This window comes from Helicobacter pullorum (assembly GCF_900638355.1).
Lineage (GTDB): Bacteria > Campylobacterota > Campylobacteria > Campylobacterales > Helicobacteraceae > Helicobacter_D > Helicobacter_D pullorum.
This window is the reverse complement of the sequence record NZ_LR134509.1, coordinates 1,419,005-1,444,968: the sequence shown is the minus strand read 5'-3', so window position 1 is coordinate 1,444,968 and position 25,964 is coordinate 1,419,005. Positions and strand designations below refer to the sequence as shown.

25 protein-coding genes and 1 tRNA gene are annotated in these 25,964 nt (G+C 34.4%); 18 read left to right on the top strand and 8 right to left on the bottom strand.

Features of this window, described 5'->3' with window-relative positions; translation table 11 throughout:
• The first annotated feature begins 91 nt into the window (after positions 1-91).
• Positions 92-982 carry an NAD(P)H-dependent glycerol-3-phosphate dehydrogenase gene (locus tag EL247_RS07040; protein ID WP_065826994.1) on the top strand — a complete coding sequence of 297 codons (891 nt, stop codon included), beginning with the start codon at positions 92-94 and terminating at the stop codon, positions 980-982.
• Between the two features lie 58 nt (positions 983-1,040).
• Here the strand turns inward: EL247_RS07040 and EL247_RS07035 are convergent, their stop codons facing one another.
• The 3 genes from EL247_RS07035 to EL247_RS07025 form a co-directional block, all read right to left on the bottom strand.
• A complete protein-coding gene (locus EL247_RS07035) occupies positions 1,041-1,565 on the bottom strand; it encodes a toxin-antitoxin system YwqK family antitoxin (RefSeq protein WP_172594061.1) in 525 nt (174 codons plus the stop codon).
• Entirely contained in the window at positions 1,555-2,112 is a 558-nt protein-coding gene (locus EL247_RS07030) for a hypothetical protein (protein WP_060661222.1), read from the bottom strand. The genes EL247_RS07035 and EL247_RS07030 overlap by 11 nt, the downstream gene beginning before the upstream one ends.
• A 265-nt stretch (positions 2,113-2,377) precedes the next feature.
• Entirely contained in the window at positions 2,378-3,427 is a 1,050-nt protein-coding gene (locus EL247_RS07025) for a type II asparaginase (protein WP_126442138.1), read from the bottom strand.
• A gap of 383 nt (positions 3,428-3,810) precedes the next feature.
• Here EL247_RS07025 and tpx point away from each other — a divergent pair, with 383 nt between their 5' ends.
• The 14 genes from tpx (at position 3,811) to EL247_RS06955 (ending at position 18,390) form a co-directional block, all read left to right on the top strand.
• Positions 3,811-4,305 (top strand): thiol peroxidase, encoded by a 495-nt coding sequence (gene tpx / locus EL247_RS07020; RefSeq protein WP_065826985.1) that lies wholly within the window; start codon positions 3,811-3,813, stop codon positions 4,303-4,305.
• A gap of 83 nt (positions 4,306-4,388) precedes the next feature.
• Complete coding sequence (locus EL247_RS07015) at positions 4,389-4,937, top strand: YqiA/YcfP family alpha/beta fold hydrolase (RefSeq protein WP_005021238.1); 549 nt, start codon at positions 4,389-4,391, stop codon at positions 4,935-4,937.
• A gap of 120 nt (positions 4,938-5,057) precedes the next feature.
• Positions 5,058-7,079, top strand: coding sequence for a hypothetical protein (locus tag EL247_RS07010; RefSeq protein ID WP_104745977.1), 2,022 nt, complete (start codon positions 5,058-5,060; stop codon positions 7,077-7,079).
• Between the two features lie 25 nt (positions 7,080-7,104).
• Positions 7,105-8,412 (top strand): histidinol dehydrogenase, encoded by a 1,308-nt coding sequence (gene hisD / locus EL247_RS07005; RefSeq protein ID WP_060661217.1) that lies wholly within the window; start codon positions 7,105-7,107, stop codon positions 8,410-8,412.
• A gap of 3 nt (positions 8,413-8,415) precedes the next feature.
• Positions 8,416-8,682, top strand: a complete 267-nt coding sequence (locus EL247_RS07000; protein ID WP_005021229.1) for a DUF2018 family protein — start codon at positions 8,416-8,418, stop codon at positions 8,680-8,682.
• The gene (locus EL247_RS06995) at positions 8,675-9,112 is read left to right on the top strand and encodes a hypothetical protein (protein ID WP_104745982.1); all 438 of its coding nucleotides are present in this window, start codon (positions 8,675-8,677) and stop codon (positions 9,110-9,112) included. The genes EL247_RS07000 and EL247_RS06995 overlap by 8 nt, the downstream gene beginning before the upstream one ends.
• Positions 9,090-10,010, top strand: a complete 921-nt coding sequence (locus EL247_RS06990; protein WP_126442137.1) for a polyprenyl synthetase family protein — start codon at positions 9,090-9,092, stop codon at positions 10,008-10,010. The genes EL247_RS06995 and EL247_RS06990 overlap by 23 nt, the downstream gene beginning before the upstream one ends.
• An 8-nt stretch (positions 10,011-10,018) precedes the next feature.
• Positions 10,019-11,350 (top strand): glutamyl-tRNA reductase, encoded by a 1,332-nt coding sequence (gene hemA, locus EL247_RS06985; RefSeq protein ID WP_104745980.1) that lies wholly within the window; start codon positions 10,019-10,021, stop codon positions 11,348-11,350.
• Between the two features lie 2 nt (positions 11,351-11,352).
• Positions 11,353-13,089 (top strand): proline--tRNA ligase, encoded by a 1,737-nt coding sequence (locus EL247_RS06980; RefSeq protein WP_065826980.1) that lies wholly within the window; start codon positions 11,353-11,355, stop codon positions 13,087-13,089.
• Positions 13,090-13,142: 53 nt separating this feature from the next.
• Positions 13,143-13,547, top strand: a complete 405-nt coding sequence (locus EL247_RS06975) for an FxsA family protein (RefSeq protein WP_005021222.1) — start codon at positions 13,143-13,145, stop codon at positions 13,545-13,547.
• 1 nt (position 13,548) lies between these two features.
• On the top strand, positions 13,549-14,493 hold the full coding sequence (gene hemC / locus EL247_RS06970) for a hydroxymethylbilane synthase (RefSeq protein WP_104745986.1): 945 nt from the start codon (positions 13,549-13,551) through the stop codon (positions 14,491-14,493).
• A 54-nt stretch (positions 14,494-14,547) separates the two neighbouring features.
• A complete protein-coding gene (locus EL247_RS06965) occupies positions 14,548-16,542 on the top strand; it encodes a methyl-accepting chemotaxis protein (protein WP_269470982.1) in 1,995 nt (664 codons plus the stop codon).
• 48 nt (positions 16,543-16,590) lie between these two features.
• Entirely contained in the window at positions 16,591-17,487 is an 897-nt protein-coding gene (locus tag EL247_RS06960; protein ID WP_126442136.1) for a helix-turn-helix transcriptional regulator, read from the top strand.
• A 57-nt stretch (positions 17,488-17,544) separates the two neighbouring features.
• The gene (locus EL247_RS06955; RefSeq protein ID WP_126442135.1) at positions 17,545-18,390 is read left to right on the top strand and encodes an ATP-binding protein; all 846 of its coding nucleotides are present in this window, start codon (positions 17,545-17,547) and stop codon (positions 18,388-18,390) included.
• Positions 18,391-18,629: 239 nt separating this feature from the next.
• Here the strand turns inward: EL247_RS06955 and ispG are convergent, their stop codons facing one another.
• A complete protein-coding gene (ispG, locus tag EL247_RS06950) occupies positions 18,630-19,721 on the bottom strand; it encodes a flavodoxin-dependent (E)-4-hydroxy-3-methylbut-2-enyl-diphosphate synthase (RefSeq protein WP_005021216.1) in 1,092 nt (363 codons plus the stop codon).
• A 3-nt stretch (positions 19,722-19,724) separates the two neighbouring features.
• Complete coding sequence (locus tag EL247_RS06945) at positions 19,725-21,890, bottom strand: WD40 repeat domain-containing protein (protein WP_126442134.1); 2,166 nt, start codon at positions 21,888-21,890, stop codon at positions 19,725-19,727.
• 130 nt (positions 21,891-22,020) lie between these two features.
• On the opposite strand from EL247_RS06945, the gene EL247_RS06940 reads away from it, so the two are divergent.
• A tRNA-Glu gene (locus tag EL247_RS06940) sits at positions 22,021-22,096 on the top strand.
• 1 nt (position 22,097) lies between these two features.
• Here the strand turns inward: EL247_RS06940 and pglC are convergent.
• Positions 22,098-22,709 carry an undecaprenyl phosphate N,N'-diacetylbacillosamine 1-phosphate transferase gene (pglC, locus tag EL247_RS06935; protein ID WP_126442133.1) on the bottom strand — a complete coding sequence of 204 codons (612 nt, stop codon included), beginning with the start codon at positions 22,707-22,709 and terminating at the stop codon, positions 22,098-22,100.
• Positions 22,702-23,847: a N,N'-diacetylbacillosaminyl-diphospho-undecaprenol alpha-1,3-N-acetylgalactosaminyltransferase gene (gene pglA / locus EL247_RS06930; RefSeq protein WP_126442132.1), complete on the bottom strand. Its 1,146-nt coding sequence runs from the start codon at positions 23,845-23,847 to the stop codon at positions 22,702-22,704. Before pglA ends, pglC begins: the two co-directional genes overlap by 8 nt.
• A 133-nt stretch (positions 23,848-23,980) precedes the next feature.
• Here pglA and EL247_RS06925 point away from each other — a divergent pair, with 133 nt between their 5' ends.
• Positions 23,981-24,457 (top strand): hypothetical protein, encoded by a 477-nt coding sequence (locus tag EL247_RS06925; RefSeq protein ID WP_005021210.1) that lies wholly within the window; start codon positions 23,981-23,983, stop codon positions 24,455-24,457.
• Positions 24,458-24,460: 3 nt separating this feature from the next.
• A complete protein-coding gene (locus tag EL247_RS06920; protein WP_126442131.1) occupies positions 24,461-25,240 on the top strand; it encodes a histidinol-phosphatase in 780 nt (259 codons plus the stop codon).
• 370 nt (positions 25,241-25,610) lie between these two features.
• Here the strand turns inward: EL247_RS06920 and EL247_RS08580 are convergent, their stop codons facing one another.
• Positions 25,611-25,856 carry a hypothetical protein gene (locus EL247_RS08580; RefSeq protein WP_143421639.1) on the bottom strand — a complete coding sequence of 82 codons (246 nt, stop codon included), beginning with the start codon at positions 25,854-25,856 and terminating at the stop codon, positions 25,611-25,613.
• Positions 25,857-25,964: the final 108 nt, after the last annotated feature.

Below are 25,964 nucleotides of genomic sequence, written 5' to 3'. Positions count from 1 at the left end.
TAATTTTTAAAATAAATTTTGGGATTTTAATATATTTTTATTAAAATTCCTCTTTTTGTAATTTTGTAAAATAATAGCTCTAAGGATAAGAATGGCAAAAGTAAGTGTATTTGGCGGTGGTGCTTGGGGAAGGGCATTGTGCTTTGCATTTGGTGAGAAAAATCAAGCAGGGATTATCTCGAGGCGGAATCTTGATTGTGCTTATCAAATTAGCTTGCAAGAAGCACAAGATAGTGATTTTTTTGTCGTGGCAATTTGTAGTTCGGCATTAGAAGAATGGCTAAAAGATTGTCCTATCCCTCAAGATTCTAAGGTGTTGGTAGCTTCTAAGGGAGTGGCAAAGGGGCTTTTTGTAAGTGAGATTTTTGAAAAATTTTATCCTAAGGCTACTTTGAGTTTCTTAGCAGGTCCAAGCTTTGCCAAAGAAGTTGCACAATCTCTGCCTTGTGCGTTAAATGTGCATTCTAATAAGCTAGAAAATGCACAAGAATGGTTGGGGTTATTCCCTAGTTTTATCAAGCCTTATGCAAATTGTGATGTGATGGGCGGAGAGATTGGCGGGGCGTATAAAAATGTCATTGCCATTGCTAGTGGGATTTGTGAGGGAATGGGACTTGGGAATAATGCAAGGGCTTCTTTGGTGGCTAGAGGGCTTGTAGAGATGACGCGTTTTGGGAAGTTTTTTGGGGCAGAAGAAGAGACTTTTTTGGGCTTATCAGGTGCTGGGGATTTGTTTTTGACGGCAAATTCTACGCTTTCAAGGAATTTTAGAGTGGGGCTTGGATTGGCTCAAAATAAGGCTTTAGATGAGATTCTTGAAAGTTTGGGTGAAGTAGCAGAGGGTGTGGAAACTTCAAAAGAGATTTATGCTTTGGCTCAAAAGAATGATATTTATACCCCCATTGCCAAAGAAGTGGCTTTGATAATGGGAGGTAAGAATCCAAAAGAAAGCCTTTTGGATTTGATGAAGAGGATAGGATAGGTTTGGTGCTAGGTTAATTTGGAGATTGTATTTAAGTTGCTTTTGAGTGGAGAGGGGATTAAAAATTCTCACCCCATATATAACTATATCCAAACGGACGCTTAACAAATTCATCAAAAGCAAGTTCAGAAGGGTCATAGAATGGATAGAATGGCATTGCAGGTTTGCCTTTGTCATCATAGTAGCCACCATACCCATATCTTCTGCCTTCTTTATAGGGTTTTTTCGATTTTAATTTCCCATTTTCATAATACTCTTTTTCAATCCCATGTTTTTTGCCATTTACATAAGGTATCTCCAAGCTTATCTGCCCATTTGCATAATACCATTTTTCAACCCCATGTTTTTTGTCATTTACATAAGGTATTTCATAGTCCAACCGCCCATTTTCATCATACTCTTTTTTAATCCCATGTCGTTTGTCATTTACATAAGGTATTTTAGTTTGGATTTGTCCATTGTCATGATATGTGTATTCGGTATAACCATGGACAAAGTATATATACGCCCAAATAGCAAGGCAAAGCCCTGCTAATACCAAAAAATATTTAAAATACTTTTTAATCAATAGTTTAATTTCCATCATTAGGTAGTCGCCTTACTTCAATGCCATTTTCATAATAAATGGTTCTTATTGGGATTCCGTTGTCATATTGTATTTCAATACAATTTTTTGGTTCGTTAAAAAACTTCTCATTTATTAATTTTCCATTTTTAAAAACATCGCCAGAGTCAGAATCATCGTATTCTCTACTAACTAGCAAGTTTCCTTGTTTGTAAGTTTCAGCCTTTTTTAAATGGCAGCTTGGATAATGCTCGTTTATTAGGGTTATATCATCAAATTTTAAGGTGATTTTGTCAAAGTATTTTTGGTTTGCTTCCTTTGTGAAGCTTGCTTCTAAAGTGATGTTTTGATTATCTTTGCATGTAATGTTTATGGGATTGGTAGTAGAGTCGAAATCTATAGGTTTTTTGCTTAGTCCAGCATTATCTTGAGCACTATGTTCTCTAGAATAAAGTGAAAGTTCATGTGTCCAATTACAACTATTGGTTGGCGGGTATTTGATTTTCACTTCAAAAATATCACCTTTGTAGTTAAATCTACTGACTAAAAGTTTTGAATCATTCATTAGAGCTCCTTGTAAAAATTAAGTCTTTTATTATGCCCCCCCCCCCCCTTAATTTTTCATTAAATGGTGCTTGAAGGTTTGGGTAAATGGCGTGGAGATTTTCAAAGGAATTGATGATTTAGTCAAAAAAGAAATTGGATATTTATGGCTAAAGCTTTGTAAAAATATTTTGGTAAATAGCCTAACATCAAAAATTTTGTTAAATAGTTATAATGGGAGGCAAGAATCCAAAAGAGAGTCTTTTGGATTTGATGAAGAGGATAGGTTAAAACTCTTTAAAATATTGTGCGATTTTTTGAGGATCGCTAGTTTTGGTGAGAGCTAGCATCAAAAGCACTCTTGCTTTTTGCGGATTGAGATTGTTTGCAGAGATGAATCCTTGTGTAACTTCTTCATCGCTTAGAGGGACGATTCCAGAGCCTACACGAGAGCTTTTTACTACTGCTAATTTTTTATCTTTTAGTAATTCAATCAGGTAGTTTTTTTGATTTTCATGGATACTTCCAGCACCGCTTCCAGCGACAACCAATCCTTTAGCACCTGCCTTTAAAAATGCCTCAACAGCGACTTTTGAGCCATCATTAGAATAAGTATAAACAATATCTACTTTAGGCAAAGAATCTAAATTTTCTACGCTAAAAGGTGCTTTTAGAGTGTTTGGCTTGATTGATGCGGTATCAAAAAAGACTTTTCCATCGATGATATAGCCGATTTCTCCGCTATTTGGAGATTTAAAAGTTTCAACATTGAGCGTATGAGTTTTGGTAACTTCTCTTGCGGCGTGAATTTTGTCATTCATAGCAATCATCACACCTTTGCCTTTAGCATTTTTATCTCCAGCAAGGCTGACTGCATTGTAGAGATTTTTTGGACCATCTGCACTAATCGCAGTTGCAGGACGCATTGCACCGGTTAAAACTACTGGTTTATCACTTTTGATGACAAGATTCAAAAAATACGCAGTTTCTTCCATAGTATCTGTCCCATGGGTGATAACAATACCATCAACTTTGGAATCTTTTAAAAGCGTGTTGATACGCTTTGCGAGTTTGAGCCAAATTTCATCAGTCATATTAGAGCTATCAATGTTGGCAATTTGTTCTGCTTGAATGTTTGCGATATTTTGAAGCTCTGGAACAGCTTTGATAAGCACATCAACACTTACGCTCCCTGCTTTGTATCCTGTGGTTGCAAGATCACTCTTTGCTTCTCCAGCAATTGTCCCACCTGTGGCTAGAATCACAATGTTTGGTTTAGCAAAAGCGGTTATGCTGATTCCTAGCATGAAAAGCACCCCCAATAAAATTTTTTTCATAGTGTCCTCCTATTTATTAAGTTTGTAATTTAATTTTAGCACTTTTGTTTATTAATGGCGGTTGGATTAAAAAGGTTTTGCATTTTGGAAATTTAAAACTTAACTTTTTTGTTACTAAAAGATACAAAAAGATAGAAACTTTTTAAAAACTCTCTGCGGGGGGGGGGGGGGGATTATCAAAACTGCAATATCTCTCTGTCTTGTAATTTATTCCCTTATAAACCCTTTGCTTACTTTGTTTGCAAAAAAAAGCGTGTGGGTTGAATAAGAGATTAAGAGAAGAGAAAGGAAAATATGCCGTATTAAGAATTTGGTTTTATTGTTAGTTTAGAATAGCTACTATAAAATATATCTTTATAAAAATTTTTAATAAGGATAAAATTATGGTTACTTTTAAAGGAAATGCAGTTAGTTTGAAAGGTAAAGAAATCAATGTAGGTGATAGCGCACCCAAAGTTGAGCTTATCGCTGGGGATTTAAGCACAAAAAGCGTAGGTGGAGCAAGTGGGAAGTTTCAAATCATTAATGTTGTGCCTTCACTTGATACAGGTGTATGTGCTACACAAACAAGAAAATTCAATGAAAAAGCTGCAAGCTTGTCTAATGCTGAAGTGTTTGTAGTTTCTCTTGATTTGCCTTTTGCACAAGGTAGATTTTGTAGCATAGAGGGTATTCAAAATGTTGTGGCGTTGAGTGATTTCAAAAACAAGGCTTTTGGTGAATCTTATGGTGTGATTTTGGCAGGTTCGCCATTAGAGGGATTGCTTACAAGAGCTGTGTTTGTGGTAAATCCAGAAGGTAAGGTGGTGCATAAAGAAATTGTGAGTGAAGTAACAAATGAGCCAAATTATGATGCGGCTTTAGCGGCAGTTAAATAGGTGTTGATAGATTTTAGTATAGAAATTAAAATTGCTAGGCAAGAGTGGGTTAGTCCTAAAGCCCTAGCAAATAAGGAGGTTGTGTGCTTTTATATCTGCATGGATTTAGGAGTATTGGGCTTTGTTATAAAGGTAGTTTGATAGCTAAGTTTAGTCCTAATGCACTTACACCAAACCTTCCTTATGTGCCATCTTTGGCGATGAATCTTGCACAATCTTTGATAGAAAAGCATCAAAAAAATCATAAAATTTGCCTGATTGGAAGTTCGCTTGGTGGATATTATGCAACTTTTTTGGCAGAGAAGTATCATCTAAAAGCAGTGCTTGTAAATCCCGTGGTTGATGCCTATAAGACATTGCTTCCTGCAATTGGGAAGGTTGATGTTTCTTATAATGGTGAAAGTTTCCTTTGGACACTTGATTTGGTAGAAAGTCTTAAGCAATATTTTGTTGATTTGATTAGTCCAGAGCTTTATTGTGTGTTGCTCCAAAAGGGAGATAGGGTTTTGGATTATAGAATTGCAGAGCAGAAGTTTAGAGATTCTAAACTTGTGATACAAGAGGGTGGTTCGCATCATTTTGATGATTTTATACAACAAAAAGAATTAATCTTGCAGTGGGAAAAACTCTAAGATAATTTAGATGCTTTTTATATTCATTCTACATTTTCTGTAATTAGAATTTTTTATACTTTTTCTTAAACAATAAATTGTTATAATAGATAAAATACAATCGCATAAGGAATGACAAATATGGAGCAATCAACTCTTAATTTATTAGGTAGTTATATGCCGATGGCACAACGCTATAAATCTCAATTTTCATCGCTTAATACACTTCTTAGCAAAACGACATTGACGGGCAAAATTAGCTCTTTGGATATTGCAGAGAATCTTTTTGATTATATGGAACAAACTCAAGAAAAATTTGAAGAGTTGCAAGAAAAACTAATAAAAACCATTATGGAGCAGAATTTTTTAAATGTCTATGAAGAGGCGCAAACTTCATCAAAGGTGCTTTCAGAACTTCTAAATGCTTATTTGCAAAGTCGTTATGAAGAAATTTTGGCTCTTTTAAGAAGTGATGTTTTAGAAAATTGCATGGACAATCAAGAGGAAAAAACCAAAGAAGTACAGCAAGCGATTTTTGATTATCTCAAAGAGTTTGCTAAAAATAGTGGTGCCTATAAAGATGTGCTATTGTTTGATGATAAGGGAAACACCTTAGAGGCACTTTTGCCAAAAGTTGCGCCAAAAACAGCTCTAGCAGCGATTTTGGAGGCTCATAAAATTGAATCTTTTGGTGATTTTTTTAGCAAGGTTGATTTTTATCAGCAAGGGGCTTTGCTAGAGGAAAGAATGGAGTTTTTCTTCGTATTGCCTTTGCGTAAAGAAGCAGAGCAGCCAGCGAACTTTGTTGCTGTGTTTGTATTGGATTTTCAAGGCATTTTTGAATGGCTTAATAATTGTTTTCCTTATCGTCTTGTTCAATCAAATCTTGTCATCACAAATCAAAAAAATGTTGTTTTATTTTCGGATAATCCTAAAAATTTTCCTGTGGGAAGTTCGCTCAAAACAAACACTCTTGAAGGATATCATTTCATAGAGTTTCGCTCTAAAACTTGCATTTTTGCTCAAAATGAAATTGGTTCATTGCAAACTAAAAATATTGTAGAAAATTGGAAAGTATGTAGAATCCTCCCTTTGTATGTTGCTTTTGATATTAAAAAGCAAAATAATGAAAAAATTAATCCAGATATTTTAAAAGATTCATTACTGATTACAGATGAATTAGATGCAGTGATTGCTGAGGGAGAAAATATCAATGAAGAATTAGGCGATGCAGTCATTAATGGAGAGATTATCGCCTCAAAAAGCCATTCTTATACACTAAACCCAATCTTAAATAATATTCGAATTTTAAGTGAAGAAATGAATACTTTGTGTATTCAATCTGCTGAAGAATTACAAAAGGGTATTTATGGCGCGCTTTTTAATACTATTGGATATTATTCTAAATATGCAGTAGTGGCAATGGATAATTTTTTGAGAGAATGCGTTTGTGAGATTAGTTGGATTAAAAACGCTCCAGAGTTTAGAAGGTATTTGCTTGAAGGGATACAAGATAAGACTTCATCAAACACTAAAGAAAAAATAAAATCTCTTTTGGAATGTTTGGGTGAAAATTTGAAAAATTACTATAATATTGTTTTCTTTGATAAAGATGGAAATATCTTGCACAATTCTCTTGAAGATGCGAAATATGATAACGAAAAATTAAATATCATTGAACGACTTGGCAATTCTGTGCATAATAATGGAGTGATGATTTCTAATTATGAGGCTTCACCTTTGTATGATGGTGATACTACAATGATTGTGTATGCTGGAATTAAAGAGGGTGTGCGTGTTATTGGAGGGTTAGCTTTTGTGTTGGATATTAAAAGAGTGTCTTCTTTGATTAATGATATTATGCCAAAGGGTTCTCCTATCATTTCTGACAAAAGCGAAATTTTTACAGTGGTATTTGATAGCCAAAAGAATATTTTAGCTACTACAAATCCGGAATTTACTTTTGAGGGTTATCAGTTGGAAGATAAGATTGATTTTAAAAATCTCAAAGATTTTAAGAAAATTATCAAAATTGATCAAAAATATTATCTTTTATGCACAGAGGTGTGTCCTAATACTAAAAATGGTTTTGCAGAATACACTAAACATTCTCTTTATTCTCTAGTGCTTGTTGCACTCAAAGAAGAAATGCTAGAGTGTTAGTGCCACAAAGCTTAAAGGATTAAGAATGATTGCTACATTTAGCACACAAGATTTGGATTTTAAAAGCCGTTTTGGAGAGCTTTTAAAGCGTGGTGCAATGGATATTTGCAATGTTGAAGAGAGAGTGAAGAATCTTTTGTATGAAATTAAAGAAAATGGAGAAAATGCTATTGTTTCGCACATTGCAAAGTTTGATTTGTGGAATCCCAAAAATTTGGAAGAATTAAAAATCACTCAAGATTCTATGCAAAAAGCCTATGAATCTTTGCAAAAACCTTTGAAAGATTCTTTGCAAAAAGCGTATGAAAGAATCTTTGCTTTTCATTCTAAGCAAAAGCCAAAGACTTGGTTGGACTTTGAAGAAAATGGAAGTATTTTGGGACAGAAAGTGAATCCTGTGGATAGGGCAGGGCTTTATATACCCGGAGGTAAGGCGGCTTATCCTAGTTCGCTTTTGATGAATGCGATTCCTGCTATTGTTGCAGGGGTAAAAGAGATTGTTGTATGCACTCCAACTCCTAATAATGAAGTCAATGAATTGCTCTTAGCAGCGATGTATCTTTGTGGTATTAAAGAGGCGTATAAAGTAGGTGGGGCAAGTGCTGTTGGTATGATGGCTTATGGTTGTGGCAGTGTGAAAAAAGTAGATGTGATTACTGGTCCGGGTAATATTTATGTTGCAACAGCAAAAAAACTTGTGTTTGGTGAAGTGAATATTGATATGATAGCAGGACCGAGCGAAATTGGAATTTTGGCGACTTCACAAGCTAGAGTGGAATATCTTGCGTGGGATTTGCTTTCTCAAGCTGAACATGATGAAATGGCAAGCTCTATTTTGATTACGCCTTGTGAGAAATTAGCTAAAGAAGTGGCATTGAAAATAGAAGAATGTCTCCAAACACTCCCAAGAAAAGAAATAACAGCCAAATCTATTAACGAGCGTGGGGCTATTATCATTACCAAAGATATTAATGAAGCTATTTCTTTGATGAATGAGATTGCACCAGAGCATTTGGAATTATTAGTGGAGAATCCTCTTGAAGTTTTGCCAAAAATCAAACACGCAGGTGCAATTTTTATTGGTGAAAATACTCCAGAACCTATTGGGGATTATATCGCAGGTCCTAATCACACATTGCCAACAGGTGGTAGTGCAAAGTTTTTTTCTCCTCTTGGTGTGGAACATTTTATGAAAAAAAGCTCTATTATTTCCTTTTCTAAACAGGGAATTATAGAACTTGGAAGAGAATGTGGAATCTTGGCTCATACTGAAGGATTAGACGCACATAGGAATTCTGTTTTGGCAAGATTGGAAGATAAAAATAAGGAATAAATTATGGAACATATTTTTGAAGGGTTGCCAAAAGATAAGTGGTTGGAAATTATTTTTAATGCTTCTAATAACCTCACAAGTGCAGAATTGATAAGGATATTAGAAAGGCTTGCTGCAATGGAAATTTTATTAGAAAAGCGTTTGGGAGAGACTTGGGAAGAAGAATTGCAATATCTTTTAAAAAGTGAGGAGGTTGCTGAGGAGATTCATCGTCATACACAAAATCTAGCAATAGAATCTATGGGGAATATTCTCACGCAAAATGAATAGAATCTTTTTTTTGTTGTTTTGTTGTATTTCGTGGCTTTTTGCACCTATACAATGGAAGGCTAATAAGACAATTGAGCTTAAAAAAGATGAATTTTATGTGATAAAATTGCAAGCTAATCAAGTGCAAAAGACTTTGTATTTTCGTTGGACTTTATTAAAAAATGAGGGTTTAGTAGTGCATTTGAATTACGATTCTTTTCCTCATCAATTTGTTTTGTATGAGGATTATCAAAGGAATTGTTATCAAATAAATTTGTGGAAAGCACAAGAGAGATATTATAGCCAAGAACCTTATTTTTTGTTATGTTTTAAGGATTACAAAAGGGTAGATAAAATCGCTACTTTAAATTTCTATCTTTATGAAGGCGGAAGAGATTTTAATATCATTGATGAAAGGAAAGTGCCAAATGGAGGCTTTGGAACAAATTAATCAAAAAATAGAGGATTTTTTAGAGGAGCTAGAATCCCCGATTGTTTTAGAATTATCTAGCAAGATTCAAAAAGGTAAAATGCTGCGTAGTAAGTTGGCTTTGAATATTGCTACTGAGAGTGAAGAATGTATTTTGCTGTGTGCAATTATTGAGATGATACAAAGTGCCTCTTTGCTTCATGATGATGTGATAGATAATGCAACAATGCGTCGTTCAAAGCCTTCTATTAATGCAATTGCTGGAGATAAAAATGCAATTATGCTGGGTGATATTTTGTATTCTAAAGCATTTTGTGAATTGACACAATTTCAAGAAAGCTTCCCTATGATTCCTCGCATTGTTGCTAATGCTGTAACAACTTTGGCAATAGGCGAAATGGAAGATGTAGAATTAGCAAAACAATTTAATGCTAATGAGGCAAAGTATCTTACAATGGTGGAGCATAAAACCGCATCATTGATAGAATCCACTGCTTATGCGGCTGCTTTTTTGTCAGGGAGAAATCAAGAAGAGGCAAAAAGTTTTCGAATCTATGGGAGGAATTTGGGGATAGCATTTCAAATTATTGATGATGTTTTGGATATTGTTTCTAGCACACAAACTCTTGGAAAACCGGCTTTGAGTGATTTTAAGGAAGGCAAAACTACCTTGCCTTATATTTATTTATACCATAGTTTAAACACAATCGATAAAAAACGCCTTGAAAATGCTTTTGGCAAGGAATTGGAGCAAAAAGAGCAAGATTGGATTTTGGAGAATCTTAAGGCAAGTGGAGCTATCCAAAAGAGCATAGATTTGGCAAAACATTTGGGAGAAGTTGGAATTGAAGCTATTTCCAACCATTCTTGTGATAAACTTATAAAAATAATGCAAGAAATGATTAATAGAGATTTTTAAGGCAGGAAATGGAATATTATATTTTAAGCTACTCCCATAAAAATACCGATATTGCATTGCGTGAGAGAATGGCATTGGATACCAAAAATCCACAAACTAAGACTTTCTTATTAGAATTAGTGGAGAATAAATTTATAGAAGAAGCTGTGATACTCTCAACTTGTAATCGTATAGAGTTTATTTTGAGTGTGTATAATGCGCAAAAAGCAGAAGAATTTTTATTGGCTAAATTGAGTGATTTTTGTAAAATAGACATAGATACATTAAAACAACGCGCAGATTCTTATGAAAATATCGCAGCAATCCATCATCTCTTTAGTGTGGCAAGTTCGTTGGATAGCTTAGTTGTCGGAGAGACACAAATTTCAGGGCAACTTAAAAATGCGTTTAAATATTCTTATGACTTAGGTTGTTGTTCTTTGGAAATTTCGCGTGCGATTCATTTTGCTTTTAGGTGTGCTGCAAGTGTGAGAAATTCTACAAGCATTTCGCAAAATTCTGTTTCTGTTGCTTCTACTGCTGTGGCTAAAGCAAAGGAGATTTTGGGAGCTTTAAAAGAAAAAGAAGCATTGGTAATTGGTGCTGGAGAAATGAGTTCTTTATGCGTAAAGCATTTGGTCAATCAGCAGGCTAAAATCGTGCTAATTAATAGAGATATTAAAAATGCAGAAAATCTTGCTAGTGAAATTTCAAAAAATCACTCTGGAGTGCAGATACGAGTAGAGAGTTTTGGGGAATTGGGAGCATTGATTAATCAAATTCCGCTTGTATTTACAGCAACAGGAGCACCACATACAATTATTACACAAGATATGGTGGAATCCCAAAAAGAAAAGCGTTATTGGTTTGATTTGGCGGTGCCTAGGGATATTGATAAGATTTGTGATGAAAATATTTGTGTTTTTGCTGTTGATGATTTGCAAGATATTGTTAATAAAAATCTTGCATTGCGGGAGGAACAAGCAAAAATAGCTTATGGAATCGTTGGTCGTCATACGCAAGATTTTTTTGCATGGTTGCAGACGCTTAATGTAGAACCTTTGATTAAAATGATTCGCCAACAAGCCAAAGAGGCGAGCTTAAAGGAAATCCAAAAAGGGATTACAAAAGGTTATTTGCCACAAGAATATGAAAAAAATATCGAGAAGACATTGCATAATGCCTTTAATAGTTTTTTGCATAATCTCACAATCAATCTTAAATCGATTGCAAATACCCCCAAAGGTGATGGTGTTGTCGAATCTTTGAGATTTTTGTTTGAGCAAAACACAGAGCCTTTTATGGTAGAAAAATATAAATGTGAATATTCAGATGATAAAATCATAGCTCTAAAGGAATAAAGATGAGATTTTCTAATTTTTTTATCCCCACTCTTAAAGAAACTCCCAAAGATGTTGTTTTAAAAAGTCATGAGTATTTATTGCGTGGAGGATTTATTCAGCAGATTGGTAGCGGAATTTATAACTTTTTGCCATTAGGAAAAAGAGTTTTGGATAAAATCTCAAAAATTGTCAAGCAAGAAATGGATAATGCAGGGGCAAATGAAGTTTTGCTTGGCTGCGTAACCCCTGCTAGTTTGTGGCAAGCTAGTGGTCGTTATGAGAGATATGGCAAAGAACTTTTGAGATTCAAAGACAGGAAAGAAAATGAATTTGTTTTTGGTCCAACCCATGAAGAGACGATTACTGAATTAGTCAAAACTTATGTCAAAAGTTATAAACAATTGCCTTTGCACCTTTATCAAATACAAACAAAATTTCGTGATGAGATTCGCCCTCGTTTTGGACTTATGCGAGGAAGAGAATTTATAATGAAAGATGGTTATAGCTTCCATAGTAGTTATGAGGACTTAAAGAGAGAATTTGATGAGATGGAGCGAACTTATAGTGTAATTTTTTCTAAGTTGGGGTTAGATTTTAGGGCAGTTGAGGCAGATAGTGGTGCAATTGGGGGAAGTGGAAGCAAAGAGTTTATGGTCCTAGCAGAGAGTGGAGAGGATACAATTTGTGTTTGCGATAATTGCTCTTATGCGGCAAATTTGGAGGCAGCAAATCGTCTTGAAAAAAGCACACAAACGCCACCGCCACAAGCGAATTTCGCTAAATTTCACACTCCAGATGTCAAAACCATTGAATCTCTTGCAGAGTTTTTTAAGATTGATTCATTTTGGACGATTAAGGCAGTTGTGAAAAAGGCTATATTTGAGGGAGGCAAGAGTGAATTTGCATTTTTCTTTTTGAGGGGTTGTGATTTTTTGAATGAAACAAAAGCCTTAAATGCTATTAGTGGAGCTAATGAGATTGTAGATGTCAATGAAGATGAAATCAAAAATATAGGCTTATTTCCCGGCTTTATTGGTCCTTATGCGTTGCGTAATATTACTCAAAGTCCATATATTTATTTTGATAAAGAGTTGGAGGGAGCTTCTAATCTTATTTGTGGGGCTAATGAAAAGGATTATCATTTTGTTGGGGTGGATTTGAACTTATTTGAGGGCTTAGAATTTAAAGATTTATTAGAGGTGCAAGAGGGAGATATTTGCAAAAAATGCCAAAAAGGGCATTTGTATTTTACTAAGGGAATTGAAGTTGGGCATATTTTTCAGCTCGGAGAGAAATATTCACAAGCTATGGGAGCGACATTTTTAGATGAAAATGGAAAATCCAAACCTTTTATTATGGGGTGCTATGGGATTGGAATCTCAAGGCTTTTGGCAGCTATTATCGAGCAGCATTATGATGAGAAAGGCATGAAATGGACAAAGGCTACAGCACCATTTTTGCTAGATATTGTGATTTCTAATGTCAAGGATTGTGAGCAAGTGGAGCTGGCTACAAGAATCTATCATGCTCTTAGCGAACAAAAAATAGAATGTTTGCTAGATGATAGAAATGAGCGTTATGGGGCAAAAATGGCGGATTTTGAGCTTATTGGTATGCCTTATGCTTTGATAGTGGGTAAAGGGATTCAAGAGGGGAAAGTTGAGTTGGTTTGTAGGGCAAATTTGGAAAAGACGATTTTTGAAGTAAATGATTTTGAGGGATTTTTGGAATCTCTTTGTGCGATTTTGAAAATATGAAGATAGACTTGATGAAATTGTTTTAAGATTCTAAAAAATACAAAGGATTGGTTATGCCATTGGTTTTGTTGATTGTTTATCTTATTATAGAAGTTTTTGTGAGTTATGAAGTTATCGATTTAATCGGGGTTTTGGGGTTTGTATTAGAGATTATTTTGACTGCTTTTTTGGGATTTGGGATTTTAGTTAATTTTAGATTGTTTTTTGCAGAGGCTTTAGAGAGGTTGCGTTCAAGAGAGATTACTTATGAAGCTTTTGTAGGTTCTAATATTTTTAGAATCTTGGGAGCATTTTTGCTAATTTTGCCCGGTGCTTTTACTGATATTTTAGGGATTTTAATGCAGTTTAGCTCTTTTGGTTTTGTTCTTATAAAACCTTTTGTGAAGTCAAAATTTACAAAAAATACTCATAATGAAGTAATTGATGTAGAAGTGGTAGAAAAAGAAATTAAGGATTGAAATGAAGAAAATAATTATTGGGACAAGAGGAAGTGTTTTGGCACTTTGGCAGGCTAACTTTGTGAAGAAGGCTTTAGAAGAGCAATATTCTAATTTGGAAGTGGAGTTAAAAATCGTAAAAACCAAAGGAGATAAAATCCTAGATGTCCCTTTGGCTAAAATTGGAGGAAAGGGACTTTTTACTAAAGAGCTTGAAGAATTGATGCTAAAAGGAGAAATTGATATCGCAGTCCATAGCCTAAAAGATGTGCCAGTGGAATTTGTGGAAAATCTAGGATTAGCAGCAATAACTAAGCGTGAAGATGTGCGAGATAGTTTTTTGAGTTTTAAATATAAAAGCCTAGAAGAGCTTCCAAGTGGAGCAAAAGTAGGGACAACTTCATTAAGGCGTGTAATGCAGATTCATACTTTGCGTAAAGATTTGGATTGTATAAGCTTAAGAGGGAATGTCCAAACTCGACTTAAGCGATTAAAAGAAGGGGATTTTGATGCAATTATTTTGGCTCAAGCAGGAGTGAATCGGCTAGGAATAGAAAATGAAATACCCTATATTATCCCTCTTGATTTTATGATACCAGCTATGGGGCAAGCTGCTTTGGGGATTGAATGTAGAATGGATAGCAAAGTCGTAGAAATGCTTGATTTTCTTAATGATAAAAAAGCTTGTTTTGAGACAAGTGCTGAAAGGGAGTTTGTAAGGACATTAGAGGGAGGTTGTCAAGTCCCTATTGGAGTGAATGCAAACTTAGAAAACAATTTACTAAGAATCAAAGCTGTTTTGGGGATTCCTGATGGAACAAAGTGTTTGAGGGATTCTAAGGAAGTGCAAGTGCAAGGAGTAGAAGAGTGTAGGCAAATAGGGCGAAAGTTGGCATTAGAAATGATTGATAAAGGTGCAAGAGAGATTTTGCAAGAAGCACAACAATGGGAGTTTAATAAAAATTAAAGTAACAAGAGTTATAATTTTAGATAAAGCAGTAAGAAAGGGGTAGTTTTGAAAGTGAAATCTTTAGCATTAAAAATTTCGGGTTTAATTATTGTTGCATTTGTTGTGATGATGAGTGTTAGCATTTTCTTTAATTATAGAGGGACAGCTGAAAATACTAATAAACTTTTTAGCACCATACAAGAAAGTATTTTGGAGGCTTCTTATACGACAATTAATATCACTATGAATATAGAAGCTAAACAGCATTTAGAATTTATTGGAAATGCTGTTTCTCGTTTGGACAAAAATGATATTGTTGCTCAAAGGGAAGTGATGTCCCATATCGTAGAGGCAGTGAAATATCCAGATATTTTTATTGTATATGAGGAAGATGGTAGTTATTTGGACGAATCTTATCAAAAAGAACCAAAGGTAAATTTTAGTGCAGTTTGGGATACACCGCAAATGGATATGAGGACAAGACCATGGTACCAAGCAGCAAAAAAGGCGAATGGATTTGTGGTAAGTGATGCTTATATCTCTCAAGTGGGTTCGCTAAAAGGTAAGCAAGTTGCGACAGTTTCTATGCCTTTTTATAAAAATGGTAAAATGGCTGGAGTGATAGGAGCGGATATAGTGATTGGAAGCTTCCAAGAGAGATTTAAGAACTTTTCTACAGAAGTTTTTCCAAGTCTTTCTGTATTTATCATGGACAAACAAGGAGAAATTATCTCTCATAAGCAAGCAGAGCTTGTTTTGGATAATAAAAAAATAGCATCCGAAGTTGCTGTATCTAATATGGCAAGTAAGCAACCAATAGGAATTGCTAGCTATCAAAATGTCAAAGGTGCAGAGAGTGTTGCGCATTATCGTGTAATGCCATTTGGTTGGATTATGGTGGTTTCTGCTAATGTAGCTGATTATAAAGCAGCAGTTAATGCAGCAGCAATTCGAGATGGTTTGATAAATATTGCTTTGTTGATTGTGGGAGTTTTGGTTCTATTTTTTATCATCAAAGTGTTTATCAATCCAATTACCTCTATTCAGAAAGGCTTAGAAGCACTTTTTGCTTATATCAACCATGAAACACAAGAAGCTCCAAAGCCGATTCATATCGCTTCAAATGATGAATTTGGTGTTATGGCAAAAGCGATTAATGAAAATGTGGAGAAGACTAAAGAGGGCTTACAAAAAGATGAAAACACAATCAAACAAGCAGCTCAAACCGCACAAAAAGTTGAAAATGGGGATCTTACAACAAGAATTTTAGAAAATCCACATAATCCGCAGTTGGTAGAGTTAAGAGAAGTGCTAAATAAAATGCTAGATGCCTTGCAAAGAAGAGTGGGTTCTAATATGAATATCATTCATGATGTTTTTGAATCTTATAAAATGTTGGATTTCACAAAACAAATTCCAAATGCTTCAGGAAATGTTGAGGTAACTACTAATATTTTGGGCGAAGAAATTCGCAAAATGTTGCTTTCATCAGAGGGATATGCCAAAGATTTGGTAAAAAAGACAGATGACTTGCAAGAATCAATGAATAAATTGCTAGATGGCAGTGCTTCTCAAGCAAGTTCTCTTCAAGAATCTGCAGCGGCTATTGAAGAGATTACAAGCTCTATGCAAAATGTTAGTGATAAGACAAATGAGGTAACAAGACAAGCAGAAGATATTAAAAATATTGTAAGTGTGATTAAAGATATTGCAGACCAAACAAATTTACTTGCACTTAATGCAGCTATTGAAGCAGCAAGAGCAGGGGAGCATGGTAGAGGATTTGCTGTTGTTGCAGATGAGGTTAGGAAATTAGCAGAAAGGACAGGTAAATCTCTCAATGAGATTGAAGCTAATGTAAATGTATTGGTGCAAGGTGTGAATGATATGAGTGAATCTATCAAAGAGCAAACCGCGGGAGTAACGCAAATCAATGAAGCTATTGCACAATTAGAAAGCGTAACACAAGATAATGTTAGCGTGGCAAACAATACAAATGATATTTCTCAATCTGTCAATAAAATAGCAGATGATATCTTAGCAGATGTAAATAAAAAGAAATTTTAGAATAAAGTAAGCTTTCTTTGGCTTACTTTGTATTTTAAGAAACTTTAGATGGGTAATTTTACATATTTTCCCGATTTTCTAAAAAATTCTCCTAATAGCATTTTATTTACTGCACCACATTGTGCGTTTTCACGATTTGTCCAAAAGCCGCCTATACCAAGAGATTCAATGGTTTATCTAAAAATGCATTGTTTAGTGATTGTGCTAAAGGGCGAAAAGATAATCCATACACACAATAAACAACACAAAATTAAAGCCAAAGAAGGTTTTTTCTTGAAATCTGGAAATTATCTTTTTAGCAACATTGCACCAAAAGATGAATCTTATGAGGCGATTTTAATTTTTTTTGATAATGCAGAAATTATTCGTTTTATCCATAAATACCGCGAAAAATTATCATTAGAGTATTCTTGTGAAGGGTTGGAGTTTTTTTGTTTGCGAGAAAATTTAATGCTTTCTTTGATAGCAAGTAGCTTTGAGTATTACTTGCAACAATCCCCAAATGTTCCATTATCTTTAGTTTCACATAAGTTTGAAGAATTATTTTTGTTTTTGTTATCGGAATACAAAGAGGTATTTGTGGGATTTTTAAAGGGCATTATTCAAGAATTTAGTTTTGAATTAAATATGATTTTTGATTATTGCAATACTGATTTTCAAAGCGTTTCGCAAATGGCAGAGTTTGCACATATGGATAATGCAACCTTTAGTCGCAAATTTAAGCAAACTTTTTTTATTTCCCCCAAAAGTTGGTTAGATGAAAAGAGATTCAATAAAGCTAAATTTTATTTGGAATATTCTAATAAAAATATTAATCAAATTTGTCAAGAATGTGGTTTTAGATCTTCGTGGTTTATTGAGCGTTTTAAAAAGAAATACCAACTTACACCCAAACAATATCAAAAATCAAAAAACTTATATTTTTTATCAAAAAACACTCATTAAAAATTTGAAATTTAGTCTATAATCTCTTGTTTGATTTTTATCATTGAAAGGAAAAAAATGTTAAAAAAGTTTTTAGGAAGTATTGCTTTAGCAAGTGTTTTAAGTATTGGTGTTAATGCACAAGAGATTGGAGGATTTTCACATCCTGAGAGTGTATTTGTATTGGGTGATGATATTTTTGTCGGCAATGTAGGCGAGAAATTGGAGCCATTAAGCAAGGATAATGATGGGTTTATTTCTAAATTAGATAAGAATGGAAATTTAGTAGAGTTGAAATTTTTGCAAAATCTTCATGCACCAAAGGGTATGAATACGATTAATGGAATCTTATATGTAGTAGATATTGATGTCCTAAAAGGTTTTGATTTAAAAAGCAAAAAAGAAGTTTTTAATCTGCCTATTAAAAATGCTATTTTCTTAAATGATATTGTGGTGTTGAATGGGGATTTGCTTGTGAGTGATACAGGTACGGGGATTATCCACAAGATAGATGTTAAAACTGCAAGTTATGAAACTTTTGTGAAATTAGATTCTGCATTTGGTGGTCCAAATGGATTATTACTAGATAAAGATAATAATCGCCTTATCGCTGTTGGTTATGACCCAAATGGTAAGGCAAAGGGTAGTATTGTGAGCATTGATTTAAAAAGCAAAAAACAAGTGGCATTAAGTGAGCCTTTGGGGGCTCTAGATGGAGTGGTTTTTGCGAAAAATGGAGATTTATTAGTGAGTGATTGGGGCGAGAATCTTAAGGGTGTTGTGTATCAAATGGACAAAAAAGGAAATATTAAGGTGCTGGATTTACCTGCGATGAAAGGACCCGCTGATATGGCAAGTGATGGTAAGAGTTTGTGGATTCCAAGAATGGCAGAGGGAAAAATACTCAAAGTGAATTTACCCTAAAGTAGAACAAGCTTCATTTTGGGGCTTGTGATGCTAGAATTTGTATATTTGGTGATTTTTGGCTTTTTAAATTAATAATCTTAATTGCTGCTTCTTTTGGAGTTAATTTGGTATGGTTATCTATTAAATATACAATAAAGTCTTTCTGTATAAAAGATTATCAAATGATTATTAATCTAGCAAGTAAATAAGGCATTTGGCTATTATACAAATTTGCAAGTTAGAAAAGAGGGGAGGGATTATTCTCCTTTTGCTTGGCTTTTTATCATTTCTTGTTCTGTGTTTAAAACCTCTTTTATAAAAACTTCGATGAGTTCAGATTCTTTGTATTTTCCGACTATTTCGCCTTTTTTGATGATAAGTCCATCTCCACTTCCAAAGGCAATAGCAACATCAGCGTGTTTGGCTTCTCCTAGGGCATTGACTGCACAGCCCATTACAGAGAGTTGCATTGGAGTTTTGATTTTTGGCATTCTTTCTTTGAGTTCTTTTAGGATTGGCACCAAATCAGCTTGTAGTCTCCCGCAAGTAGGGCAAGAAATATAGGTGATTCCTTCCTTTTGTCTCCCGCTATAACGCAAGATGGAGCGTGCTACTTCTACTTCCTTTTCTAATTCTCCCGTGATAGATACACGCATTGTGTCGCCTATTCCTTCCATGAGTAAGCCACCCAGTGCCATAGAGCTTTTGATCATTGAAGATTCTAAGTCCCCTGCTTCTGTAACTCCTAAGTGAAAAGGATATTCTACCAAAGGGCGTAGCATTCTATAAGCTGCCATTGTGCGTTCCACATCACTGGCTTTGAGGGAAACTTTGAGATTGCTAAATCCAAAATCCTCCAAAAGTTTAATATTATAAAGTGCAGATTCTACCATTCCTTTTGGAGTTGCACCATATTTTTCTTCAAACTGCTTCTCCAAACTTCCTGCATTTACTCCGATTCTAATGGGTATATTGCGTTCTTGGCATGCCTCTACTACGGCTTTGATTTTTTCTTTTGAGCCGATATTGCCCGGATTTATGCGGATACAATCTACCCATTGAGCGGCAATTAATGCGAGTTTGTAGCGGAAGTGAATATCAGCTACTAGCGGAAGTGAAATCATATTTTTAAGCTGTTTGAGTGCATTTGCATCTTCCTCATCGCTTACAGCCACACGCACAATATCACACCCTGCAAGTTGTAATCTGTCAATTTGCTCTTTGGTGGCTTGTAAGTTAGCGGTTTTGGAGAAAGTCATACTTTGCACAGAGATGGGCGCACCACCACCGATTTTGACTTCTCCAACTTGGATTTGTTTTGTGGGGTAGGGTTTTTTGAGTGTTTGCATTTGTTAGCCTTTTGTGGTTTGGTATTCGTGTAGTGGTTGATTGTCGATACAAAGCAACGAATCTGCAATAATAGCATTAAGATAACCTTTTGGATTTCCATCAAATGGGATACTATTTAAAATATCGCTTATTCCCATTTCAGCAGCGACTTTTTTGATTTCTTCATCTTTGCTGTAACGCTCAATATAGTATTGAAAGGTTTCTTTCCAATTAATATTTTTAGAATCTTGGTTGGCATTTTGTATAAATTCTGTGAGATAGGCGATTTTGAGGATAGAAGCAACTTTGTCTTTCCAGCAATCAATGTAAAGATAGTTTTTGAGTGTATCTAAAGTGCCTTTTCCATCTCCTTTAGAAGCAAAGGCAAAAGCACTTCTACCTTGAATCTTGAAATCCTCATAAAGCTTTTTGTATTCGGGCAAAGAATGTAATTCAAAGTGAGATTCTGCCATTTCAAAAGCTTTTGAAAGTTTTTGGGTGGTGCAATATTGGATAAACTCTTGTTTGAGTTGAATGGTTTTTGATTTTTCAGTGGCGATGTTTTTGAAAGGAAACATTGCAGATAAAAGTTTGCAAATTTCAAGTGCTTTATTGTAATCCCCTTTGTTTTCCAAAGAGGCGATATTTTGTGAGAGTTGATTCCCGATTAATAGCGCATTTTTATAGATTCTTGTTTCTTGCAAAAAGGGGAATTTTTCGCAAAGTTTAAAATATTCTATAAAATTTTTTGCTTTAAATTCTTTGTCGGCTTGGAGGAATTTATCCACATTTCTTAAAAGCATTGTAATAGAATCTTTTTTGCCTTTAACATTGCTAAATGGTTTTAGGAGTTCTTGAGCTTGATTGAGGTTGTGTTGTGCATCTTGGGCAAGTAGTCTTTTGGCGAGTTCAAAAGATTTTTCCCATAATTCTTCTAATTGAGCATAAGCAATCGTATCTTGTAAATATGGATATTGTTTGATGAGGTTATAGGCTTCAGCGTAGTTTTTGGCTTCTATTAAATCCATAAAATGTGCTACACTTTCTTTTTGGAGCCAATAATAATTAAACTCTTCTTTCTTTTTGGGGTCGTGCATAAAGGATTCTACCAAATTCCTAGCTTCTTGCAGTTTGTCTTTTGCAAGCAAATCAATGGCTTGAAGTAGATTTTCTTTCCACAGAGAATCGAGTTTTTGTATGTATTGAGGCAAGATTTGTAAAAATAAATTTTTTTCTTGTATGAGTTTAAGGCAAGATTTTAAGTCATTTTGGGCTATAAATTCAAGCATTTCATCTTTGTCTTTGTCAATTTGAATGATTTCGATATAACCGCTACAATATCCAGCATAAAGGGTATTTTTATCTAAAAATAGCGAGGTGGCTCCTATTTGTTCTGAGGGAATAATATCAACCACAGAATTATCACTAATTTTGATAATGCGTAAAGGATTATATTTTCCGCCGATAATTGCAAATTTTTCTCCGGGGAGTTTTTTGCAGACAGTTAGCCAAGAGTTTTGGAGAGTATTTTTGGAGATAAATTCTTGTTTGCGGATATCATAGGTAAAAGTTCCATTTTTTGTAACACAAAACAGCTTAGTATCCTCATCATAAAAAAAAGCATCTTCGACTACCAAATCTGTTTTGAAATCTACAATTTTTGTATTTTTTAGAATATCAAAAATCATCGCACTTCTACCAAAACAAGCACTAAAAATAAGCGTCCCGCCATCACTAAAAACAATAGAAGAAATATAATCAGGAAAGGGAGGCAAACTCAAAAGCAAATGGTAATTATCTCCGGTATAAACTAACACTCTCCCATCTTCTCCACCGGTAGCTAGATAATTATCATCTTGTGAAAAGGCAATTTTAGAAATTTCAAGTTTTTGCCAAGTTAGCAAAGAGATTGGGGCGATTTGGGGTTCTGTTTTTAGCACAATACCCTTTGGAGTGGTGGCAAAACCAGTAGCAACTTTTCCGCTAACATTGCCAATAGCGATAGATTTGCTAAAAGGGTGCAAAGGTTCTGCTTCTTTTGCGACTTGTAGGGCTTTGTCTATTGTTTTGGTTGAGAGAGAAAAAGTGGAAATATTATAAAAGTTATCCGCACAAATAATAGAATTTTGATTAGTTGCGACACCTAAAACACTTCCAATGAGCCTTAATTTGTTTTGCAATGGAAACATTCAAGCCCCCCTTGTCATAGAATACTTATTATGTGGAGATTTTGAAATATTATACTTTTTTATTGCTAAATGGAGGCTTTTAAAGAAAGGATTTATTTTCATAATAACCAAATTATGCTAAAATTTCGCCGACCCTTTCATCTAGTGGCCAAGGATAATGCCCTTTCACGGCAGCAACGGAAGTTCGAATCTTCCAAGGGTCGCCAATTATTCGCTTTTATTGCCTGTAAATTTTTCCATTGTAATGTTTGTATTAGAATTAATATCTTTGCGTTTTAATACCTTAAAAAAAGTCATATACAAAATTTTGCAATCTAGCATAAAACTAATATGTTCCACATAATACACATCAAGTATGAATTTTTCTTCCCAAGAAATTGCATTTCGCCCATTGACTTGCGCCCAACCTGTGATTCCGGGTTTGACATTATGGCGTTTGGCTTGTTCTTGATTATAGAGTTCCAAATATTCTACCAACAAAGGACGAGGTCCTACAAAACTCATTTCGCCCTTTAGGACATTAAAAAGCTGTGGAAGTTCATCAAGGCTACTTTTGCGTATCAATTTACCAAAGCCTTTAAGCCGTAATTCATCACTTAGCAAATCACCCTTAGAATCCCTCTCATCACTCATTGTGCGGAATTTGTAGATTCTAAAGATTTTGCCATTTAGCCCTGGTCGCTCTTGAGTAAATAAAATAGGGGAGCCAAGTTTAAGTTTGATGAGTAAGGCAACTATCAAAATGATAGGTGAGAAAACAATAATCAACAAAAACGCCAAAATAAAATCCAATATAGGTTTAATCAGGTTTTTATACATTTTTTACCTCTTTATAAAGTTTGAGATAGGATTCTACGATGGTTTCCACACTAAATTCTTTGCGGATTTTTTCTTGAGAGTTTTTGCCAAATTGTTCTCTTAAGGCTTGATTGCAAGAGAGTTCAAGAATCTTTTGGGCTAAAATCTCACTTTCTCCAATGGGCACTAAAAAGCCATTTTTGCCTTCTTCTACGACTTCTTTGCAACCTACTGCATTAGTGGTAATAATCGGCTTTGCCATACTTCCAGCTTCTAATAATGTGCGTGGAATCCCTTCTCGATAGCTTGGAAGCACAAAAATATCACAAATCCCAATCCATTCTCTAATATTGTCTTTTTCTCCCAAATAATGCACTTGCGGATTAGATTCTAAAAAATCTTGTGTGATAGGCGCAATATTTCCATTGTCAATTCCCCCAATGTATAAAAATAGGATTTTTGGATTTTGCTGTGTGATGATTTTTGCAGCTTGATAGTATTCTTTGATACCTTTGTGCAAGATAGCACGGGCGACCATTAAGATGATGATTTTATCTTGTGGGATTTTTAGATTTTTGCGAGTTTGTTGAATCTCATCTTGTGAAAATGGTGAAAAAAGAGCAGTATCAATCCCAGAACCTTTAATTAAAATCGTTTTTTCTCTAGGCACCAAGCCTTTTTGGACATAGAGATTTAAATCATCTTGATTTTGAAAAAGCACTTTTTTGGCGATTTTAAAGGCAAAGAAATTGAGTTTTTCAATCAAGATTCTAAGTAGCGTTGTTTTGAGGGATTTTTGAATATAAAAGCTTCCAAGCCCGGTAAGTGAGTTTATTACATAGGGAATCCCTGCGATTTTTGCTGCAAAAGAGCCATAGATATTTGGTTTTAACATAAAAGTGTGGATAATATCAGGTTTTTCTTGTTTGAGAATCTCTGCGATATTTTGAATGGTTTTTAGGGCTTTTAGGGGATTGAGGCTACTGCGTTGTATAGGATAATTTATAGCTTTTATATTGTGTTTTGAGAATTTTTCAAAACATTCGCCTTTGGGGATTAAAGCGACGACTTGATGCCCTTCTTTGACTAAAGCAATCATTACGGGCAATCTAAAGCGATAGAGATTAGAATCAGTGTGGGAAAGAAATAAAATTTTCAAAAAATGCCTTTGGTAATTAAAATTTTATGAATTTAAATAGGCTAATTATAGCATTTTATGGCATATTATTTTATGGTGGCATTGTAATAATGTGATATAATTTTAGTTTTTAAGTCAAAATAAGGCGTATAAAATGGAAGAAGAGTTTGAGAGTGAAGAAGGGGATTTTTTAAGCAAAGCAGATTATGATGCAGTGGTGCAAAAAGTTTGTCAAAATATTGACCCAAGTAATGGAATTATCAAAGAACTAAAAGATGGACAAGCAAATGTTTTGCTAGAGACAACAAGCAAAATGATTTTGGACAAAACAGGTTTGGTGCATTCAGGGAATCTCTATTCTAGCGCAGCATATAGTGCCTTATTAGCTGTAAATAATCCTAATGCTATTATTATTGGCGTAGAGATGAAGTTTTTAGCACCTATTGAATTAGGAAATGAAGTGCTTTTTAAAGCACAAAGTTTGCAAGAAGATACAAAAAAGCGTGAAGTGAAAGTGGAAGGCTTCGTGTTGGATATTAAAATATTTGATGCAATGTTTTATGTAGCTGTGTTTGATAAGCATGTTTTGAATCTGCATATCACAAAAGAAATGGAAAAAAGAATGGATTAGACAATGAGAGTAGATTTGCATAATCATACCTATCTTTGCAAGCATGCAGTTGGAAGTATGGAGGAATACATACAAAAAGCAATCGAGCAAAAAATCGATATTTTTGGATTTTCTTGCCATAATCCAATGGAGTTTGATAAGCAGTTTCGTATGGATTTTGCAGAACTGCCTTTTTATTTTCAAGAGATTGAGGAGTTAAAAGCAAAATACGCTTCACAAATCACAATCAAAACCGCTTTGGAAATTGACTTCTTGCCACCTTATTTGGAAGATAGAATCTTTGAATTACCGCTAGATTATCGAATCGGAGCGGTGCATTTTCTAGGGGATTGGGGATTTGATAATCCGGAGTTTATCCGAGAGTACGCTAAAAGAGATATTAATGTGTGTTGGGAGCAATATTTTGATGCCATTACTCAAATGGCAAAAACAGGCAAATTTGATATAGTGGCACATTTGGATTTGCTCAAGATTTTTAATCATCGACCAACCAAGGATTTAAGAAAAAAACTAGAAGAAACTTTGAGGGCTATTAAAAAAGCAAATATGGCAGTAGAAATCAACGCAGCTGGATTACGCAAAGAGGTTAAAGAGCAATACCCCTCTAAAGAGATTTTGGAAATGTGCTATGGTATGGAGATTCCTATCACCTTTGGAAGTGATGCCCATGCCAAAGAGCAAATCGGCTTTGAAAGAGAATATTTAGAAACTTTAGCTAAAGAAATAGGGTATGATAAATGTGCTACTTATACATTAAGAGATAGGGAAATGGTAAGATTTTAGAATCTTAAATTTTCTATTTGGCTTTTGATTCTCTAATCTCCCATTAAATAAATTTTTTTAATTCAATAAATTCAATTTGATTTGCTTCAATTTTATAATTCTAAGTCTATCTTGTAAAAGAAACTTTAGTATAAAGCTTATCTATAAAAATATCTTAAATAAATTAATCTCATCTATTACAAGAAATTAAAAAAATCTAAGAAATTAAAAAACTTCAATAAATCTAAGAAATCAAAGTTTAACTTTTTAATTCTAAGTCTATCTTGTAAAAGAAACTTTAGTATAAAGTTTATCTATAAAAATATCTTGAATAGATTAATCTTATTTCTAAAGTCTTTTACAAGAATTTCTCACTTTAAGAGTGAGTGTTCTACCACCACACTCCTAATCTAATATACCCTGCATGAGATTGCACTCCATTTGCAAAGATACCACTATAATTTAAAGCAATGTTAGCATTCTCTCCTAAAGCATAGCTTATTCCTACTTGAGTAGTTCCATAGAGTTCTTCTACATTAATATCAGCAGATTGTTTTAATCCAGCAATAACTCCACTTCCTTTAGCATCATTATAAACATTATACATTGCACCTAAAGAAGCCATTGTTTTAAACACATTATTCCATGCTCTTTGCCATCTAAGTGAGGCACTAATATCAAAGAAATTAACATCTTGTGTATAATAATGCTCACTTACTCCTCCTAGGTGTCTTAGTCTAAAGGA